17 protein-coding genes are annotated in these 17,848 nt (G+C 69.6%); 8 read left to right on the forward strand and 9 right to left on the reverse strand.

Annotated elements, in window-relative coordinates:
* The first annotated feature begins 153 nt into the window (after positions 1-153).
* Genes ACFY0T_RS23120 through ACFY0T_RS23135 form a run of 4 tightly spaced genes read left to right on the forward strand, consistent with a single transcriptional unit; the run spans position 154 to position 5,255 of the window.
* The gene (locus ACFY0T_RS23120; protein ID WP_388873597.1) at positions 154-1,485 is read left to right on the forward strand and encodes an ABC transporter substrate-binding protein; all 1,332 of its coding nucleotides are present in this window, start codon (positions 154-156) and stop codon (positions 1,483-1,485) included.
* A gap of 46 nt (positions 1,486-1,531) precedes the next feature.
* Positions 1,532-2,509, forward strand: coding sequence for a carbohydrate ABC transporter permease (locus ACFY0T_RS23125; RefSeq protein ID WP_388873600.1), 978 nt, complete (start codon positions 1,532-1,534; stop codon positions 2,507-2,509).
* Between the two features lie 19 nt (positions 2,510-2,528).
* Positions 2,529-3,416 (forward strand): carbohydrate ABC transporter permease, encoded by an 888-nt coding sequence (locus ACFY0T_RS23130; protein ID WP_388873603.1) that lies wholly within the window; start codon positions 2,529-2,531, stop codon positions 3,414-3,416.
* 6 nt (positions 3,417-3,422) lie between these two features.
* The gene (locus ACFY0T_RS23135) at positions 3,423-5,255 is read left to right on the forward strand and encodes a hypothetical protein (RefSeq protein WP_388873606.1); all 1,833 of its coding nucleotides are present in this window, start codon (positions 3,423-3,425) and stop codon (positions 5,253-5,255) included.
* Here the strand turns inward: ACFY0T_RS23135 and ACFY0T_RS23140 are convergent.
* Together ACFY0T_RS23140 and ACFY0T_RS23145 are read right to left on the reverse strand one after the other, a co-directional pair.
* Positions 5,185-5,880 (reverse strand): nucleoside/nucleotide kinase family protein, encoded by a 696-nt coding sequence (locus tag ACFY0T_RS23140; protein ID WP_388873609.1) that lies wholly within the window; start codon positions 5,878-5,880, stop codon positions 5,185-5,187. The two genes, ACFY0T_RS23135 and ACFY0T_RS23140, sit on opposite strands and share 71 nt — an antisense overlap.
* Before the next feature lie 50 nt (positions 5,881-5,930).
* Positions 5,931-6,251: a DUF6191 domain-containing protein gene (locus tag ACFY0T_RS23145; RefSeq protein WP_388873612.1), complete on the reverse strand. Its 321-nt coding sequence runs from the start codon at positions 6,249-6,251 to the stop codon at positions 5,931-5,933.
* Positions 6,252-6,315: 64 nt separating this feature from the next.
* Between ACFY0T_RS23145 and ACFY0T_RS23150 the strand changes: the two genes are divergently transcribed.
* The 3 genes from ACFY0T_RS23150 to ACFY0T_RS23160 all read left to right on the forward strand — a co-directional run bounded on the left by ACFY0T_RS23150 (position 6,316) and on the right by ACFY0T_RS23160 (position 9,863).
* On the forward strand, positions 6,316-6,714 hold the full coding sequence (locus ACFY0T_RS23150; protein ID WP_388873614.1) for a YybH family protein: 399 nt from the start codon (positions 6,316-6,318) through the stop codon (positions 6,712-6,714).
* A 66-nt stretch (positions 6,715-6,780) separates the two neighbouring features.
* Entirely contained in the window at positions 6,781-7,521 is a 741-nt protein-coding gene (locus ACFY0T_RS23155; RefSeq protein ID WP_388873617.1) for an HAD family hydrolase, read from the forward strand.
* Positions 7,518-9,863, forward strand: a complete 2,346-nt coding sequence (locus tag ACFY0T_RS23160; protein WP_388873620.1) for a glycoside hydrolase family 65 protein — start codon at positions 7,518-7,520, stop codon at positions 9,861-9,863. Before ACFY0T_RS23155 ends, ACFY0T_RS23160 begins: the two co-directional genes overlap by 4 nt.
* Before the next feature lie 16 nt (positions 9,864-9,879).
* On the opposite strand, the gene ACFY0T_RS23165 is transcribed toward ACFY0T_RS23160, so the two are convergent.
* The 6 genes from ACFY0T_RS23165 to ACFY0T_RS23190 form a co-directional block, all read right to left on the reverse strand.
* Positions 9,880-11,124, reverse strand: coding sequence for a serine hydrolase domain-containing protein (locus ACFY0T_RS23165; protein ID WP_388873623.1), 1,245 nt, complete (start codon positions 11,122-11,124; stop codon positions 9,880-9,882).
* Positions 11,125-11,313: 189 nt separating this feature from the next.
* Positions 11,314-12,657 (reverse strand): CAP domain-containing protein, encoded by a 1,344-nt coding sequence (locus tag ACFY0T_RS23170; RefSeq protein ID WP_388873626.1) that lies wholly within the window; start codon positions 12,655-12,657, stop codon positions 11,314-11,316.
* 35 nt (positions 12,658-12,692) lie between these two features.
* On the reverse strand, positions 12,693-13,007 hold the full coding sequence (locus ACFY0T_RS23175; RefSeq protein WP_388873629.1) for a DUF1232 domain-containing protein: 315 nt from the start codon (positions 13,005-13,007) through the stop codon (positions 12,693-12,695).
* Between the two features lie 100 nt (positions 13,008-13,107).
* The gene (locus ACFY0T_RS23180) at positions 13,108-14,019 is read right to left on the reverse strand and encodes an MBL fold metallo-hydrolase (protein WP_388873632.1); all 912 of its coding nucleotides are present in this window, start codon (positions 14,017-14,019) and stop codon (positions 13,108-13,110) included.
* Between the two features lie 52 nt (positions 14,020-14,071).
* Positions 14,072-14,455 (reverse strand): hypothetical protein, encoded by a 384-nt coding sequence (locus tag ACFY0T_RS23185; protein WP_388873635.1) that lies wholly within the window; start codon positions 14,453-14,455, stop codon positions 14,072-14,074.
* A 318-nt stretch (positions 14,456-14,773) separates the two neighbouring features.
* Positions 14,774-15,697 (reverse strand): MurR/RpiR family transcriptional regulator, encoded by a 924-nt coding sequence (locus ACFY0T_RS23190; protein ID WP_388873638.1) that lies wholly within the window; start codon positions 15,695-15,697, stop codon positions 14,774-14,776.
* A 216-nt stretch (positions 15,698-15,913) separates the two neighbouring features.
* Between ACFY0T_RS23190 and ACFY0T_RS23195 the strand changes: the two genes are divergently transcribed.
* Complete coding sequence (locus ACFY0T_RS23195; RefSeq protein WP_388873641.1) at positions 15,914-16,309, forward strand: hypothetical protein; 396 nt, start codon at positions 15,914-15,916, stop codon at positions 16,307-16,309.
* A gap of 241 nt (positions 16,310-16,550) precedes the next feature.
* Here the strand turns inward: ACFY0T_RS23195 and ACFY0T_RS23200 are convergent, their stop codons facing one another.
* Complete coding sequence (locus ACFY0T_RS23200; RefSeq protein WP_388873644.1) at positions 16,551-17,843, reverse strand: ThuA domain-containing protein; 1,293 nt, start codon at positions 17,841-17,843, stop codon at positions 16,551-16,553.
* Between the last annotated feature and the right edge of the window lie 5 nt (positions 17,844-17,848).

The raw sequence follows: 17,848 nt of genomic DNA on the forward strand, positions 1-17,848 counted from the left end.
GCTCGTGCGGTCGGCCCACGGTGGCCGGGAGCCCCACCCTTCAGGGCTGCGGCTGGGCGAGGCCGTGCCGCCGGAGGCGCATTCCGCGACAGACCAGACCCGTGCCGCATCGGCCGGCCGGGGAATCCGTCACGCACCCTCAAGGAGGACCCGGTGGGTCACCAGATCTCGCGCAGAACCCTGTTCCGCACGGCGAGCGGCATAGCCGCGGCGGCCGCGATCGGCGGCTCGCTGAGCGCCTGCGCCGGAGGAACCGGCGCCGGCACCACCAGCGACAAGCTGACGATGACGTGGTGGGGCAGCGACGACCGTCACAACGCGTACAAGAAGGCGCTCGCGACGTTCCAGAAGAGCAACTCGAAGATCAAGATCGAGGAGCGCTACTCCGGCTACGACGGCTATTTCGACAAGTTCAACACCCAGGTCGCCGGCGGCAGCGCCCCCGACCTGCTGCAGATGGACACCGCGCTGGTCGCCCAGTACGCCCGCAAGGGAGTGCTCGCCCCGCTCGACTCCTACGTCGGCAAAACCCTGGACCTCACCGGCTTCTCCAAGACGCTGCTGGCCGCCGGCACCGTCGACGGCAAGCTCTACGGCGTTCCGTCCGGCATCGGCGTCAACCAGCTCACCGTCAACCGCAGCGGCCTGGAGAAGCTGGGCCTGAAGCTGCCGGACCGCGAATGGACCTGGGCCGACCTGAAGAAGATCGCCCAGGACGTCTACAAGAAGAGCGGCGGCAAGATCTACGGCGTCGACGACGGCGGCGGCTCCACCCTCCAGTGCTTCGAGGTCTTCGCCCGCGAGAAGGGCCAGACCTTCTTCTCCGACGACGGCAAGAAGCTCGGCTTCACTTCCGACACCCTCCAGGAGTGGTGGGAGTACTGGGCCGAGATGCGCAAGATCCATGCCTCGCCGCCGCCGGCGATCACCTCCGCCGCGCACAACGACCTCACCAAGAACGCGGTCGTCATCGGCAAGGCCCTGTTCACCTTCGACTCAGGCGTGTACGGCGCGGGCGGCTCCATCACCGACGCCCAACTGGACTTCCTGCCCACCCCGCAGGGCGACTTCTCCGGTGCCCGCGAGGGCAACTTCGTCAACGGCGGTGTGTTGCTGAGCGCCACCAAGGCCAGCAAGAAGGTCGCCGACTCGGTGAAGATCATGGCGTTCTTCGCACAGGACGAGACGGCGATCAAGGACATGCAGCTGCTGCGCGGCATCCCGCCGACGGAGAAGGCCCGCAACCTGATCGCCGCGGGCCTGACCGAGACGGACAAGCTGAACATGGCGAACGCCGACTACATCTCCCAGCGCGTCTCGAAGGCGACCAACGCCCTGCCCGCCCCGGTGCCTCCGCCGCAGGGCGCCGACCAGATCTGGGACCTGCTGTTCCAGTCGAACCTCGCCGTCGCCTTCGGCAAGAAGTCGATCAAGGCGCAGCTCAGCGAGTTCTTCGACCAGTCGGCAGGGATCCTGAGCGCCTAGGCCGCGCCGCACCACCGAACACCGGGAGAGGGCCAGGGAGATGAGTATGACCACCGCGAAGACCGACGAGGTCGTGAAGGAGCCGCCGGCTCCGGCGACCCCGTCCGACCAGCGGGAGCGCGACCGCATGCGCCGCCGCCTCGCCAGACGGCGGGGCGGCGGGTGGTGGCCCTACGTCTTCCTGGCCCCCTGGTTCATCGGCCTGTTCGGGCTGACGATCTACCCGATGCTCGACTCGCTGTACCTGTCCTTCACCAAGTTCGACCTGCTGACGCCCGCACAGTGGGTCGGCACCGACAACTACGAGCGGATGTTCACCGACGACCCGGTCTTCTGGGACTCGGTGCACGCCACGCTCCTGTACGTCCTGGTCTCCGTACCGCTGAAGCTGGCGCTCGCGCTCGGCGTGGCGATCCTGCTGAACCGCCCGCTGAGGGGCATAGGCCTCTACCGGGCCGCCTTCTACCTGCCGTCGCTGCTCGGTGGGGCGGTCGCCGTGGCCATCGTGTGGCGGCAGGTCTTCGGCGGCGACGGCCTGTTCAACGACTTCCTCGGCTGGTTCGGCATCAAGGGCCAGGACTGGATCTCCAGTCCCGACACCGCGATCTACACGCTTGTCCTGCTCGCCGTCTGGCAGTTCGGCACCCCGATGGTCATCTTCCTCGCCGGCCTCAAGCAGTTGCCGAAGGACGTCTACGAGGCGGCCGCGATCGACGGAGCCGGCCCCGTCACCCGTTTCTTCCGTATCACCCTGCCGCTGCTGACCCCGATCGTCTTCTTCAACGTCGTCCTGCAGATCATCGACGCGTTCAAGAGCTTCACGCCCGCCTATGTGGTCAGCAACGGCACCGGCGGACCGCTCAACTCGACGATGCTGTACTCCCTCTACCTGTACAAGAAGGGCTTCACCGACCTGCAGATGGGGTACGCCTCGTCGCTGGCCTGGGTGCTGTTCCTGGTCATCGCCGGCTTCACGGCGGTCAACTTCATCGCCAGCCGCTACTGGGTCCACTACGACGACTGAGCGAGGAGTCCTTCACCCCATGTCCGCCATCACCCCGTCCCGACCCTCGGTGGCACCGTTGAAGAAGCTGCGCTCGGCCACCGGTTCTCGCCGCATCCTCGTCCACACGCTGCTCATCGGCGTGGCGATCGTCATGCTGTACCCGCTGCTGTGGATGCTCAGCAGCTCCCTCAAGCCCGACACCGAGATCTTCACCCACCCCGGGCTCATCCCGAACGCGCTGCGCCCGGAGAACTACTCCGAGGGCTGGAGCGGCTCCGGCAACTCCTTCTCCCTCTACATCACCAACTCGCTGATCGTCACGATCGGCGCGGTGATCGGCAACGTCGTTTCCTGCTCGCTGGCCGCCTACGCCTTCGCGCGCTTCGAGTTCCGCGGCAAGAAGATCTGGTTCGGCATCATGCTCGGCACGCTGATGCTGCCCATGCAGGCGACGCTGATCCCGCAGTACACGATCTTCTACAACCTGACCTGGATCAACACGTTCCTGCCGCTGATCGTGCCCAAGTTCCTCGCGGTGGACGCCTTCTTCATCTTCCTGATGGTCCAGTTCATCCGGTCCATTCCGCGCGAGCTGGACCAGGCCGCCATGATGGACGGCGCCAACCCCTTCCAGATCTACTGGAAGATCATCCTGCCCCTGATGCGTCCGGCCCTGGTCACCACGACCATCTTCACCTTCATCTGGACGTACGACGACTTCCTCAGCCAGCTGGTCTACCTCCAGCAGAACGGCCGCTTCACCGTGCCGCTCGGCCTGACCCTGTTCCTGGACAAGACCAGCGGCTCGTCGTACGGCGCGATGTTCGCCATGTCGACACTCGCCCTCCTGCCCACGCTCATCTGCTTCCTCATCTTCCAGAAGAGGCTGGTCGAGGGCCTGGCGACCTCCGGCATGAAGGGCTGACCTCCCATGCATCTTCCTCACCAGCGCGGCCCGTTGCACGACCTCCCCGACGATCCGGCCGCGTACGACGCCGTCCTCGCCGCCGTCACCGAGGAGGCCCTGGCCCGGCTCACCCGGGAGGGCAACCTCGAACACCCCGCCGCCCTCGACGACATCGGCGACACCTCGCTCGGCATCACCTCGCTGCTGGGGCTGGCGTGGCAGCGCACCAAGGACCCCCGCCTGCCGGAGGCCGTGCTCCGCAGCCTGAGGTTCCATCTGCGCGAACGGGTCTTCACCGAGGACAACCCCGGCTACCCGAACCTGTGCCGCCGAGGCTCCGCCGAGCCGTACGCCCGTTACGTACTTCAGGCGGGCGCCCACCCCATCGGCGACTGGCCGAGCACCGTGTGGGCCCTGCTCCAGGCGGTCAACGTCCTCGACACGGCGGATGGCATCATCCCCGACGAACTGAGCTACGAACTCCTCGAGTTGGCCCACGGCTACTGGCGCCGGCTGACCGAGGTCACCTTCTTCAACCCGCAGGAGGCGGGCAACCAGGCCATCGGCTGCGTCGTCGGCGGCCTCATGCTCGCCCGCCATCTCCCCTCCCCCGAAGGGGAGTCGGTCCGTGCGCGGGCGATGAGTCTGTACGCCGACGAGATCCGCGCCCGCCGCGTACGCGACCGGGGAGCCCTGCTTCCCCCGGAGCACGGCGGCGCGTACGACAACAACTACGGGCCGATCTCCCTCTCCTTCCTCGCGCAGGCCCACCGGATCAGCGGCGAGGAGATCTTCGCCGAGGACGGGGACGCGCTCGCCCGCTACATCGACGCGCGGCTGACCGTCGGCGGCTACGACAACGGCGGCCCCCGCTACAGCGAACAGCACTCCGGCTTCGAGTCCGTCCTCGGCCTGCGCTACTTCGGCCACCGCATCGCCGCCGACCTGGGCCGCTACCGGGGAGACACCCGCTGGGGCCGGCACGCGGTGAACCGGGACGGCGGCATCGACGGCCACTTCGCCTTCATGCTGGTCTGGCAGATCCAGGACACCACGCGCTGGCACCGCACCCCGTCGCAGGACCCCGTACGCCACCAACTCCGCGCGGGCACGGTCTCGGTGGCCTTCGACGACAAGCTGACCCCTTCGCTGGTCGAGGCGGCGGGCACGTACTACCTGCCCGCCGCGGTGGGCCGCCAGCACGGCTTCGGCCCGGTCGTCGACGGCTTCCTGCTCTGCCGCCCCATGGGCGAGACCCGCGTACGCGACCTGCGCACCGACGCGCTGACCGCCAAGCTCGTCACCAAGCCGGTCGTCGGCCGCGACCACGTCCTGCGTCACATCCGCTCTCTGTACGTCACGGACGGCACGCGCCTGTGGATGACGGTCACGGTGGAACGGCTGGACGGAACCCCGTACCTGCTCGCCGGGATGCCGTACGCCACGGACGACGGCGACCGGGTGCGCAGAACCGCGGAGCCGGATGTGACCTCCGCCGGTGCCCTGCGGCTGACGCACCCGCCGGCGGACGGCGTGGACCACTTCGACGCCCGCTCCGAGACGACCCAGGAGCAGGCGGCCTTCGCTCTGGCCGCCGACCCGCGCGGCTATGGCAACCCCGACGAGGGCTGGCGCCACCTCGTCGCCTCCACCGCCCTCGAAGTGGACCCGGCTCCCGGCGCCCCGCAGGACCTGCACGTCTTCGCTGTGCGGTACGGCCCTGGCGGTCCCTTCACCCCCGCTTTCGAGCGGGCCCCGGCAGGACTGACCGTCCGCACCGAGGCGTTCACCGCGCTGATCGGTGATCCGGCGGGCGATGCGCGAGGGGAACCGGAACTGGAGCTCCACCCTCACTGATTGCCGCCTCGACGACCAGGTCGGCGCGGTCCCGTGTCGCGGCGACCAGGTCGGCGTTGCGCTGATCCGTGCCGAGCACCCACGCGACAGCCGTGTCGTGATCCTTGCCGAACTCCTCGTGGCGGGCGACGAGACGGCGTACGCGTTCGGCCTCGTCGAGCTCGCAGAACCAGACCTCGTCCAGCTGAGCCCGCGCGCGAGCCCAGGCGGCGTCCCGAAGGAGCAGGTAGTTGCCCTCGGTGACGACCAGGCGGGCGGTGCGGGGCACGGGGACGGCGCCCGCGAGGGGCTGTTCGAGGGTCCGTTCGAAGCCGGGCGCGTAGACGAGGTCGTCCTCGTCCTCCCGCAGCCGGCGCAGCAGCGCCGCGTACCCCGCCGCGTCGAAGGTGTCCGGAGCCCCCTTGCGGTCGCGGCGACCGAGGCGGTCCAACTCGACGTCCGCGAGATGGAACCCGTCCATCGGCACCTGCGCCACCCAGGCGGGCCCCGCACCGTTCAACCGCCGGACCAGCCGCTCGGCGAGCGTCGTCTTACCCGCCCCGGGGCTGCCGGCGATGCCGAGGAGAGCGCGCCGCCCCGGACGTACGAGCGATGCCGCGCGCTCCAGCAGATCGTCGAAGGTCATACGCGCCCCGTGCCCCCCGACTTCCTGTTCCACTTCCACCGGCGCCGCCCCTACCGATCGGCCCATGGCATACGGATGACCGCCGTCCCGCCGTCCAGATCGACCGTCGTCCGGTTCGGCGGCGCCCCGTCCTCCTCGTCGTCCCGCATCAGCAGCGCCGACTGCCGCTCCTTGAGCTCGTTCTGCTTGCCCGGCGACAGACTCGCGTGCAGCTGTTCGAACCCGGTCGCCGAGATCTGACCCTGCCGCGCACCGTTCCGCCAGGGCAGCACACCTGCCCGCCCCGCCCGCAGCAGCAGCTGATCCGCGAAGGCCACCAAGGTCAGCAGGATGACCAGCCCGGGCAGGGTCATGAAGACGGCGAATTCCATGGCCCAAGTATCCGTGCCGAGCAGCGGTTGAGAAGTCCCGGACGGGACGGGGCATGCATGGACCATGAACAACAATGACCAGGAACAGATCCGTACCCTGATCAAGCGCTGGGCCGCCGCCGTTCACCAGCGCGACCTCGACGGCGTGCTGGTGGACCACACGGACGACATCGTGATGTACGACGTGCCGCCGCCCTACGAGGGGGTTCGCGGCATCGACGCGTACCGCGAGACCTGGCCGCCCTTCTTCGAGTGGCAGGCGCAGGGCGCGTCGTTCGAGATCGAGTCCCTCGACGTCACCGCGGGCGACGACGTGGCGTACGCGCATGCCCTGCTGCGCTGCGGAACCGCGAAGGAGTTCGCCGAACAGCCCGACCTTCGCCTGCGGCTCACGCTCGGACTGCGCAAGGAACAAGGGCGTTGGAGGGTCGCCCACGAGCACCATTCGTACCCGCACGACTGACCTGACGCAATGTGGTGTGGCACTCGCCACCCGCTGGCCGCGAGCCACCGGGGGAACACTGCTCGTATGACAGAGCTCGGTCTTCCGAAAGAAATCGCGGCCTGCCTCTTCGACCTCGACGGGGTCATCACCAAGACCGCCGTCGTCCACGCGGCCGCCTGGAAGCGGACGTTCGACGACTTTCTGCGGCAGCGCGACGGCGACGCGTTCCGTCCGTTCGACGACGTCGTCGACTACGACGAGTACGTGGACGGGCGCCCGCGCGCCGACGGCGTCCGTACCTTTCTCGCCTCGCGCGGGATCGAACTGCCCGAGGGGACACCGGAGGACCCACCGGACGAGAGGAGCGTCCACGGTCTGGGCAACCGCAAGAACGCCCTGCTCCTGGAGATGATCCGCACCGGTGGCGTCGAGGCCTACGACAGCACGCTGCGCTACGTCGAGGCCGTACGCGCCGCCGGCCTGCGGACCGCCGTCGTCTCCTCCAGCGCCAACTGCCGGGACATCCTGCGTGCGGTGGGAGCGGAGGCCCTGTTCGACGTACGGATCGACGGGGTGGTCGCGGCGGAGCGACACCTGCCCGGCAAACCGCGCCCCGACACGTTTCTGGCCGCCGCGAAGGACCTCGGGGTCGAGGCGTCCGAGGCCGCCGTCTTCGAGGACGCGCTGGCCGGCATGGACGCGGGCCGCTCGGGCCACTTCGGCTACGTCGTCGGCGTCGACCGCACAGGACAGGGCGCCGCCCTGCGCGCCCACGGCGCGGACATCGTCGTACGGGATCTGGCGGAACTGGGGGAGCGGGAGTGATCACCCACACGTCGTACGCCGTCGAGCCCTGGGCCCTGCGCGAGAACGTCCTCCACCTCGACGTCCTGCCGCAGAGCGAGTCCGTGTTCGCCCTGTCCAATGGCCATGTCGGCTGGCGCGGAAACCTCGACGAGGGCGAACCCCACGGCCTTCCGGGCTCTTATCTGAACGGCGTCCACGAAGTCCACCCGCTGCCCTACGCCGAGGCGGGATACGGCTACCCGGAGTCCGGCCAGACGGTCATCAACGTCACCAACGGCAAGATCATCCGGCTGCTGGTCGACGACGAGCCGTTCGACCTGCGCTATGGACGGCTGCGCTCCCACGAGCGCGTCCTCGACCTGCGCACCGGCCTGCTCACCCGGACCTGCGAGTGGACCTCCCCGGCCGGCTCCACGATCCGGGTGCGCTCCACCCGGCTGGTGTCGTTCACCCAGCGGGCGATCGCCGCCGTCGCCTACGAGGTGGAGGCCCTCGACACCCGGGCCCGCGTGGTCGTCCAGTCGGAGCTCGTGGCCAACGAGCAGCTGCCCGGCCGAGGCGGCGACCCGCGGGCCGCGATCGCCCTCGAGGCGCCGCTGGAGGCGGAGGAGCACTTCGCGGCGGGCAGGCGGCTGCGGCTCGTGCACCGCACCCGGCGCAGTGGACTGCGGGTCGCCACGGCCGCGGACCATGCCGTCCACGGGCCCGAGCCGACGACCTTGAGCAGCGAGAGCGGCGACGACGTCGCCCGCCTCACCGTCACCTCCGTCCTGGCACCCGGCCAGAAACTGCGCCTGGAAAAGGTCGTCTCCTACGGCTGGTCGAGCACCCGGTCCCTGCCCGCCGTACGCGACCAGGTCGACGCGGCGCTCGCGGCGGCCGAGCACGGCGGCTGGCAGGGGCTCGTCGACGAACAACGCGCCTACCTGGACGACTACTGGGCGCGCGCGGACGTCGAGGTGGACGGCGACGAGGAGATCCAGCAGGCCGTCCGCTTCGCCCTGTTCCACGTCCTGCAGGCCGGTGCCCGCGCCGAACAGCGCGCGATACCCGCGAAGGGGCTCACCGGATCGGGCTACGACGGCCACGCGTTCTGGGACACGGAGACCTTCGTGCTGCCCCTGCTCACCTACACCTCGCCCGGCGCCGTCGCCGAGGCACTGCGCTGGCGGCAGAACACCCTGCCCGCCGCACGCGAGAGGGCCGCCCAACTCGGCCTGCGGGGCGCCGCGTTCCCCTGGCGGACCATCGAGGGCTCGGAGGGTTCGGCGTACTGGCCGGCCGGTACCGCCGCGTTCCACGTCAACGCCGACATCGCCGACGCCGTGGTCCGCTACACCGCCGTCACCGGCGACGAGCACTTCGCACGCGACACCGGGGTCGAACTGCTGGTCGAGACGGCACGGCTGTGGCGCTCGCTGGGCCACCACGACCACCAGGGGACGTTCCACATCGACGGGGTGACCGGGCCCGACGAGTACAGCGCCGTCGCGGACGACAACACGTACACCAACCTCATGGCCCGTACGAACCTCCTCGCCGCCGCGGACATCGTCGAGCGCCACCCCGAGCGGGCCGCGGACCTCGGCGTCGACGACGAGGAGAGCGCGGCCTGGCGCGACGCCGCCGACGCCATGCACATCCCCTACAACGACGAACTCGGCGTCCACGAACAGCACGCCGGGTTCACCCGCTACCAGCGCTGGGACTTCGCCGCCACCCGGCCCGACCAGTACCCGCTGATGCTGCACTTCCCGTACTTCGACATCTACCGCAAGCAGGTCGTCAAACAGGCCGACCTGGTGCTCGCCATGTACAAGTGCAGCCCCTTCTTCGACGAGGAGCACAAGGCCCGCAACTTCGCCTACTACGAGCCCCTCACCGTCCGGGACTCCTCCCTGTCGGCCTGCTGCCAGGCCGTGATCGCGGTCGAGGCCGGGCATCCGGGCCTCGCCTACGACTACTTGGTGGAGGCCGCGCTGATGGATCTGGAGGACCTGGAGCACAACACCCGCGACGGTCTGCACATCGCCTCGCTCGCCGGCACGTGGATGGCCCTGGTCGCCGGGTTCGGGGGCCTGCGGCACCATGGCGACACGCTGGAGTTCGCGCCCCGGCTGCCGGAACGGTTCCACCGCCTGGCCTTCTCCCTGGAGCTCCTCGGCCGCCGCCTGCGCGTGGAGATCGAGCGGGCCACCGCCACGTACACGCTGATGACCGGAGAACCCCTGGAGATCCGCCACTACCGTGAATCCGTCACGGTAGACGGCGACAAGCCCCAGGGCCTCCCCATCCCGGCGCCGAGGCTGCGCCCGGCCCCCGATCAGCCGCCGCACCGGCGGCCGAACCGTCAGGAGTGAGGCGCGGCCCGGGCGCTCAGTCCCGGGCGGTGCCCGGTGCGATGTCCTCGTGCCGCTCCACGGCCGCCACGCTGCGTGGGGCGGCCGTGGTCGCCGGCTTGCCGCAGAACGCGGATTCCAGGGTGCGGTACATGGTGTTCAGCACCGTGGTGTTGTTCGAGGTGTTGGCCAGCGCGGTGAGGCTGCGCTTGCCGTCCTTCGAGGTGAACGCGTAGGTGTAGAAGCCCTGCACGGTGCCCGTGTGCCCGTACACGGAGACCCCGCACGACAGGTCACGGCGGCGCAGACCGAGACCGTACTGCGTGGTGCTGTTGACCGGCGTCCACTTCTGCATCTGTGTCAGCTGGGCGGCGGACATCAGCTTTCCGCGCAGCAGCGCGGAGAAGAAGGTGTCCAGATCGTGCGTGGTGGAGATGATCGCGCCCGCGCTCTGCGCCCAGGAGACCGTCTGCCGGGTGGAGTCCACCAGGGCGGCGCCGGCCTCGTCGGGGGTGAGATAGCCGTGGGCGTGGCGGCCCGGGATCGCGGTGCCCGGGTGGATGTAGAAGGTGTTGGTGAGACTCAGCGGCGTGAAGATGCGGTTCTGGTACTCGGTCGCCACGGGGTGGCCGGTGAGCTTCTCGATGAGCATGCCCGCGACGACGAAATTGGTGTTCGAGTACGCGTAGGCCGCGCCCGGCGCGTTGGTGCGCGGCTTCTTCAGTGACAGCTTCACCAGGTCCCGGTAGCTGAACACCTTGTTGCGGACGGCCTCGAAGCCGGGGACCGTCTTGGCGAACATGTCGTCGGTGTAGTCGTACAGACCGCTGCGGTGGCTCAGCACATGGCGCACGGTGATGCGGTCGTCGGGCAGCAGCCCGGGCAGATAGCTGTTGACCGAGCGGTCCAGCTTCAGCCTGCCCTCGTCGACCAGTTGCAGCAGCACCACGGCGGAGAAGGTCTTGGTGACGCTGCCCACGCGGAACCGGTCGCTGGTGCTGATGGCCCGCCCGGTGGCCCGGTCGGCGAATCCCTCGGACAGCAGGTGCACCGCGCCGTTGTCGTCGATCCGCGCCATCGCGCCCGGGGCTCCCTGCGTCAGTGCCGTGCGCAGCACCTTGCGCAGCCCCGCGTCGTCGGGCGGCGCCAATGCCCCGGCCGCCGCGACCCGTTCGATGCCGGGGCCGCCGGTGGCCGTGGTGGCGGCCTGCGCGGGGGCTGCCAGGAGGGATACCAGGACCACGCCCAGTGCCGTACCCGTGCCCACCGTTCCTGAGACCATCTGATTTCTCTCCCGAGTTCCTTCTGCCGGTGCGCATGCCCGGCACGAACCGCGCCGCGGATGCGGGGCGTTGGCACCATCTGTACGCGCTGGACACGCGGGCGGGTTGCATTGGAACAGGGTGAATTCGAGGGTTGACGAACGAGCGGGCCGTGCGCGGACGTCGGACGAGCGGGCCGTGCGGGGGCTTCAGCCGCCGAAGAGCTGTGTCCAGTAGGTTCCGGCCTTGCCGCCTCCGGCGAGGCCTATGCCTATGTGGGTGAAATCTGGCTTGAGGATGTTGGCGCGATGGCCGGGACTGTTCATCCAGCCACGGACGACCTCGGCGGGGGAGCGCTGCCCGCAGGCGATGTTCTCGCCGATGCTCCCGTGCGTGCAGCCCGCGGCGGCGGCCCTGTCCCAGGGTTGGCTGCCCTCGGGGGAGGTGTGGGAGTAGAAGGCGCGGGCCACCATGTCGGCGCTGTGCGCCTGGGCCGCGGTGGTGAGCAGGGGGTCGACCGACAGGGGACGCAGGCCGGCCGTGGTCCGCTCGGCGTTGGTGAGTGCGACGACCTCGGTGGCGGTCCGCGCCAGGCCGGCTGAGCTGAGGGGCCGCGCCCACAGCGCCGTCCAGTACAGGTCGCCCGAGCGGCCGTCGGCGACGTACGCCAGACCCGCCTGGCTGAACACGGGGTCGCACAGGGTGCGCCGGGACTGCTCGGCGGACAGGCAGTACTCCACGAATTCGGCCGGCGTGCGCGGGCCGGAGACCAGATGCTCGCCGACGGTGAGGTACGGGTATCCGGCCGAGGTGACGCGCTGGTAGACGGAGAAGCCGTCCGGACTCTCGGAGCCGAGAAGTCCCCGAGCGGCCATGGCGGAGGCATGGGCCCGTGCCGCGGCCGCCAGCCGCGCGTCGAGGGACACGGGCGGGGAACCGGCCGCCGCGCGGGCGGAGTTCACCAGGCCGAGGAACCCGTCCGTGTCGGGCACTCCTCCACTCGGAATCGCACCCGGTGTCCCACCTGGCGTCGCACCTCGTATCGCACCCGGCGCGGCAGTCGGCGTCGGGTCGTCCTCGGTGACCTCGACCCCGAAGTCCCGTGCGATGCCGGCCAGTCCGTCCGCGTACCCCTGGCCCAGGGCGCGGAGTTTCCATGTGGTGCCGCGCCGGTACAGCTCGGCGAGCAGCAGCAGGGTCTCCCGCTGCGGACGGGGCGGGGTGAAGCGGGCGAGCGGACGATCGCCGGGTGCGGTGACGTGCAGGGTGGGCGGGGGCAGATGGCCCAGGGGTGTCGCGGGGTCGGCGGGGCTGACGACCACCGTGACGCGGCTGGCTCCGGCCCGCAGCCCCAGGAGATCGATGGTCAGGTGCTCGCCCTGGAGGCGGGCGCCGGGTGCGGTCGGCTGGTTGTAGAACACGAAGTCGCCGTCGCCGCGCACTTTTCCGCTGTCGTCGGTGATGAGCGCGGACACGTCGAAGGGGCCCGGCACCCTGAGGGTCAGGATGCCGCCCGGCAGGGGCATGTTGCCCCCGGGAACCAGCTCGCTCATCGTGCCGCCCGTCGACGTGGTGCTCGGTACAGACGTCAACGTCCTGCCGGGGCACGCGGGTTCCCGCGCGCCGTGGGCAGCGGCTCCTTCGGTACGGCGCGCAGTGAGCGCAGAGCAAGCAGCAGAACGCCGATGTCGTCGAGGTAGACGGGGTCGGGCAGCAGATCGGTCGGGAGCACGAGGTAGACGACGGCGCCCCAGAAAACCCAGCGCGGCCCGGACGGGAGTCCCGCCCGCCGCAGGTCGCGGCGGGCACGGACGAGCCGGACCAGAAGGGCGAGCGCGACTGCGAGGGCGGCGGCACCCAGCACCGCGACGACGAGGATCAGCGTCCACGCTGTGGAATTCATGAGACCGTCCAGTCCGCTCGTCGGGCTGTTCGCTCTCCGTCTTCCCGGCCACGCCGTTTCCTATCGCGCCCGCTTGGGCCATTCGTGTGGGCCCTCAGTCCTAGTCTCCGCCCGGAGTGTCGCGGCGGCAGATCACGAAGTCGTCGAACTCATGGCGTCCGGGCCGGTCGCCGACGGTCTCGATCGCCGCCCGGATGTCACGGAGCTGATCCGTCGTCATCTGCAGGGCCGGCTCGTCGGGCTGATACGTGGTGCGCACCGGGTAGTCCCGGCCCGGCTGCCGGGTCATCTCGATATGACAGCCGAGGACGTGGGTGACCGGCCGGGCGGCACAGAAGGCGATCAGGCGGTCCACGGTGCGGACGAAGGCCGGCCAGTCCTCGACGTACAGGCGGCCGGGATAGACCGTGTCGCCGGTGAGCAGGAACCCGGTCCAGGGGTCGAAGAACGTCACCGCCGCCTCGTGATGCCCCGGCGTCGCCAGGCATTCGAGGACGCGGCCACCCAGGTCGACCCGAGCGACGCCCTCGGGATCGTCACCGAAGCCGAAGAACTCCCAGGCGCTGTCCAGGGCCGCGTCCACCACTCGGGTGTGCGGACGGCCGGTGAACTGAGCGTCCCCCGCGACATGGTCGCCGTGCGGATGCGTGTGCAGCACCAGCAGCTCGTAGCCGTCCCGGGGATGCGCCGCGAGCCAGGTCTCCATCACTTTCTCGACCACGCGACGCAGCGGGAAGTACTCGGCCGAGGCCGTGGCACCGGTGTCGATCAGCACGGCCCATTCCTCGCCGAACAGCAGGAACATGAACGGCGCTTCGTAGTCGATCGCCATGTTCTGCCGAAGGATCACCGTGTGTGCGTCGTACGCGTGGACCTGGATGTCGGGATCGGTGTTGTGCTTGGCCGACGGCGACCCGTGAATCCACCGGACGTCGAGGGTCCCCGCCGGTGCGGATCCCTTCGCTTCGTCCGCTCCACCCCTGACTATCTGCGGCGGCCTGTGCGTGTCCACGACATCTCCTCGGCGACGGTCCTGCCGGGAGCCTCACACAGGCCCCGGGACCTCAGTTTCGCGCGACGGCGTTGTCCGCCAGCGCCTGGGTCACCGCGCGGATGCTGCGGGCGATGTGCTGGAGCTGCAGGACCTCGGCGGCGTACAGCTTGATGGTGTGCTCGATGACCCCCTCGTGCAGGCCGAGGGAGGGCAGCTCGGCCCGGGCGGTCTGCAGGGCGGTCCGGGCGACCCGTATCTCGTGCTGCACCTGGATCTGCGCGTGTCGGCCGAGCAGCACGGGGTGCTTGAGCAGGACGGGGTAGCTCGCGTAGCGGGTGGGCACCAGCTCGCGCAGCCACTTGACCGCCGATCGCTCCCAGTCATAGCTGCCGGGGGTCTTGACCTGGCACGGCCAGTCCGAGGTGATCGGTGAGTATGTCAGGGCCATGTTCATCGCTTCCGGGTTACGTCGGCGGGAAGGGTCGTGGGGGATTCTGGGGCGGCCCCGGTCTAGGGGATGGCCGGGGCCGCCACCACGGGCGCTCGCGCAGGCGGGGCCCGTCTGAACACCCGGGACCCGATGCGGGTAGGAGCGGACGGTCCCGGGTGGTCGTCGGTCGTGACCCGGAGGCCTCCTGGTCACGATCCGCGAGAAGTATTTATATATACCGCCGGATGCGCAAGAACATGAAAACATTCATGCGCGAATTGATGTGAATCATCCCGTGATGCCGTGGTGACAGGCGGTACGGGAAAGGGGTTTCTGCTGGCCTCAGTCCTTGAGGAAGAACTGGTGCTGATCGGCCACCTGCTCGTACTCCTCCAGACGGGCCTGCGTCCGCTCCGGGTCGGCGTCGGTCATGGCCTGAAGCAGCGCCGCCGACATCACGACGGGCGCGGCGTAGGAGTCGAAGACAAGACGGGAACCGGTGCCGGTGGCGAAGGTGACGTCGGCCTCGTCCGCCAGCGGCCCGAGCCCCAGGTCGGTGATCAGGGCCACCCGCAGGCCCGCGCTGTGCGCGACCCGCAGAGCGGTCAGCGTCTCCTGGGCGTGCCGGGGCATCCCGAAGGCCAGCACCCAGGTGCCGCCCGCCTCGCGCGACTGGAGCAGCGCGTCGTAGGCGACGCTGCCGCCCCGGGTCACCAGCCGTACGTCCGGGTGGATGCGGCGCGCGGCGTACGCGAAGTACTCGGCCAGCGACACGGAGATCCGCAGCCCCAGGACCGTCAGGGGTGCCGACTTCGACAGCGCCCGGCCGACGCGGATCACCTCGTCCGGGTCGGCGAAGTCGCGCCGCAGGTTCTCCAGGTTCTCGATCTCGGCGTCCACCGCCGCCTGCAACTCGTTGCTCGTGGCCTCCGCGGGCGTGCCCGGCGCGCTGCCGAGGGTGCTGAGCGCGATCGACTGGAGCTTCTCCCGTAGCGCGGGGTAACCGCTGAAGCCGACCGCCGCGGCGAAACGCGTGACCGAGGGCTGGCTCACGCCCACGCGCTCGGCCAGGTCGGTGATCGACAGGAACGCCGCCTCGGTGATGTGCTCGATCAGGTACTGGGCGATACGCCGCTGCCCCGGGGAGAGCCGCGGCCCGTCGAACAGCTCCCTGAGCTGGGACGTGGGTGCCGCGCCCGCCTCCGGGGCGGTCTTCCCCGAGGTGATCGCAGATGCCTGCGCGCGTGCCTGCTGCGGCGATGGCACCGGAGCGCCTCCTTCGTGTCCCACAAGAACTCAACATAGCTCACGGACCGTGTTGGCCTGGGGCTGTCTCACCACAGGTGGGATGCGCGCGCGGCCGTTTCACCCGTGCCTGCGGGGTACCCGCGACAGTGCGACGACTTGCCTGCTCGAAGGCGAGATTCCCGGGCGTGAGGACTCGGGCAAGAGGATCCCCGGGTGAGAGGGGAGAGGATTTCCATGAGCGAGCATGCACTGCCCGCATCGCAGGTCCAGGTGGTGCTCAGCGACTGCTCCGCGGCGGACGCCGGGCAGCTGTTCGCCGTCCTGTGCGGTCGCTTCGCCTCGGACCGGTGTGCCGAGGACGAGCCCCGGGAGGCCAAGGGGCACCCGACGGTGTGGACCGGCACGTTCGACACGGCCGAGGAGCCCGAGGGCGCGGCCGTTCCGCCAGGCCGACTGTCGGGACCGGTGACGGCGGAAGTGCAGGGCACACCTTTCGCGGTGCAGCGCCTGCGGCACACCCTGGACGAGACCTTCGCCGTGCAGGAACTGGGCAAGGACGCGGGTGATCAGGAGGTCCAGGTCAAGCTGCGACTGGAGGCGCGCCCGGCGCACGTGTCCGGAGCCGTGTGAACGAGTTTTCATGAACGAGTCTTCGTCCCCCTCCCCGGAGAGCCGGGGGTCCCTCCTCTCCGGAGAGCCAGAGGGCCCCTCCTCTCCGGAGCGTCAGGAGTCCGGATTCCGCAACCTGAACAGGGTCCGCTGAGCTGAACTCCTCCCGGTTCGCCCGGTTCGCGACAAGGTGACGACTGACCACGCCGGAAGGTTGCCCGCGCCGCGTACGTGTGGCGCGGGCACCCTTCCGGCATATCGATCAGGGCTGAGCGGTGAGCGTGAAGCTCTGCGCCGCGGAGCCGTCGCAGGAACGCTGGGTGAGCTGGACGCTGTTCGCCGACGAACTCGCCGCGCTCAGACACTTGCCGCTGTGCCGGGCGGTGAAGTGATAGCGCCCGTTGCTCTCCTTCACGGGTTGCCACTGCTGGTTCTGGCCGCCCGAGTAACTCCACAGCTGGAGCGGGGCGTTGTCGGCGGTCGAGCGGTCGGTCACATCGACGACCTGCTGCGGATTGCCACGGATGGCGATCCGCGTGTAGCCACTGTCTGTCGAGCGGAACTGGAACTGCTGGGCCTGAGTGCCGTTGCAGGCGTACTGCTGGATCGCGGTCCCGTTCGCCGTGACGGCGGAACGGGCGTCCACGCAGGTGCCGTTGGCGGCATTCGTCAGCGCGTACCAGGCGGTCTCGGAGATCGGGTCCGCCGGCGGCACGGAACTGCCGCCGCCGCCCAGCCACTTCAGCCCGTCCAGCAGGAACCGGTTCTGTGTCTCACTCGCGAAGGTCGACGACAGGGGGGTGTTCGTCGCGTAGTCCATCGCGTTGTGACCGAAGTTCGCGTACAGCATCTTGTACTTCGTGTTGGTCCACAAGATCGGGTAATAGCCGCTGTACCAGGTCTGGTGGGGATCCGTTCCCAGCGGGAAGCTGCTGGGGTCGATCGAGGCGAGGATCTTGATGTCCGGGTTCTGCCGCAGGTCGTTCGACCAGCTGTACCACTCGCTGACCGACGAGGTGAAGGTCGCGGGCAGGTTCGTGGTGGCGGGGTGGGTGCGGTCCTCGACCTTCAGGACGGCGGTCGTCGGACCCCAGGTGTTGGACTGGAAGGTGCCGCTGCCGAGGAACTGGTTGTGGTACCACGGCCAGCCCTGCGCCTCGGTGGTGAAGGCGGCAACATGGAAGCCCATCCAAGCGCCGCCACCGCGCATGTACTGCTCGAAACCCGCCCGTTGGGCGGCGGTCTGCGGCAAGTCGTCGAGGAACAGCACGACTTGGTACGCGTTCACGCCGCCATTGCTGAGCAGGTCCCAGTTGTTGCTGGCCGTGTACGTGAAGCCGTTCTGCGCGGCCTGCCTGGGGAACCAGTCGTTGGCCTCGTGGACGAAGCTGATGTGCGCGGCGTCCCACGTGCCGTTGTAGAGGGCGAGCACCTTGAACGGGGTCGCCGTGGTGCCCGCGTGGGCAGCTGGTGGTGCCGCCAGGCCGAGCAGGGTCGCCAGCAGTACGAGGACCCGCAGGGCCGCGCGCGCCGGACCGGATCTGCTGAAGCGCATCGGAC

Source organism: Streptomyces sp. NPDC001530 (genome assembly GCF_042894545.1).
Taxonomy (GTDB): Bacteria; Actinomycetota; Actinomycetes; order Streptomycetales; family Streptomycetaceae; genus Streptomyces.

What these genes read in the sequence shown, in the direction of transcription:
- ACFY0T_RS23185 (WP_388873635.1), bottom strand. Translation starts at nt 14,455, where the DNA reads ATGAACATGGCCCTGACATACTCACCGATCACCTCGGACTGGCCGTGC.
- ACFY0T_RS23175 (WP_388873629.1), bottom strand. Translation starts at nt 13,007, where the DNA reads ATGAATTCCACAGCGTGGACGCTGATCCTCGTCGTCGCGGTGCTGGGT.
- ACFY0T_RS23145 (WP_388873612.1), bottom strand. Translation starts at nt 6,251, where the DNA reads ATGGAATTCGCCGTCTTCATGACCCTGCCCGGGCTGGTCATCCTGCTG.
- ACFY0T_RS23125 (WP_388873600.1), top strand. Translation starts at nt 1,532, where the DNA reads ATGACCACCGCGAAGACCGACGAGGTCGTGAAGGAGCCGCCGGCTCCG.
- ACFY0T_RS23200 (WP_388873644.1), bottom strand. Translation starts at nt 17,843, where the DNA reads ATGCGCTTCAGCAGATCCGGTCCGGCGCGCGCGGCCCTGCGGGTCCTC.
- ACFY0T_RS23165 (WP_388873623.1), bottom strand. Translation starts at nt 11,124, where the DNA reads ATGGTCTCAGGAACGGTGGGCACGGGTACGGCACTGGGCGTGGTCCTG.
- ACFY0T_RS23195 (WP_388873641.1), top strand. Translation starts at nt 15,914, where the DNA reads ATGAGCGAGCATGCACTGCCCGCATCGCAGGTCCAGGTGGTGCTCAGC.
- ACFY0T_RS23135 (WP_388873606.1), top strand. Translation starts at nt 3,423, where the DNA reads ATGCATCTTCCTCACCAGCGCGGCCCGTTGCACGACCTCCCCGACGAT.
- ACFY0T_RS23140 (WP_388873609.1), bottom strand. Translation starts at nt 5,880, where the DNA reads ATGACCTTCGACGATCTGCTGGAGCGCGCGGCATCGCTCGTACGTCCG.
- ACFY0T_RS23170 (WP_388873626.1), bottom strand. Translation starts at nt 12,657, where the DNA reads ATGAGCGAGCTGGTTCCCGGGGGCAACATGCCCCTGCCGGGCGGCATC.
- ACFY0T_RS23155 (WP_388873617.1), top strand. Translation starts at nt 6,781, where the DNA reads ATGACAGAGCTCGGTCTTCCGAAAGAAATCGCGGCCTGCCTCTTCGAC.
- ACFY0T_RS23130 (WP_388873603.1), top strand. Translation starts at nt 2,529, where the DNA reads ATGTCCGCCATCACCCCGTCCCGACCCTCGGTGGCACCGTTGAAGAAG.
- ACFY0T_RS23150 (WP_388873614.1), top strand. Translation starts at nt 6,316, where the DNA reads ATGAACAACAATGACCAGGAACAGATCCGTACCCTGATCAAGCGCTGG.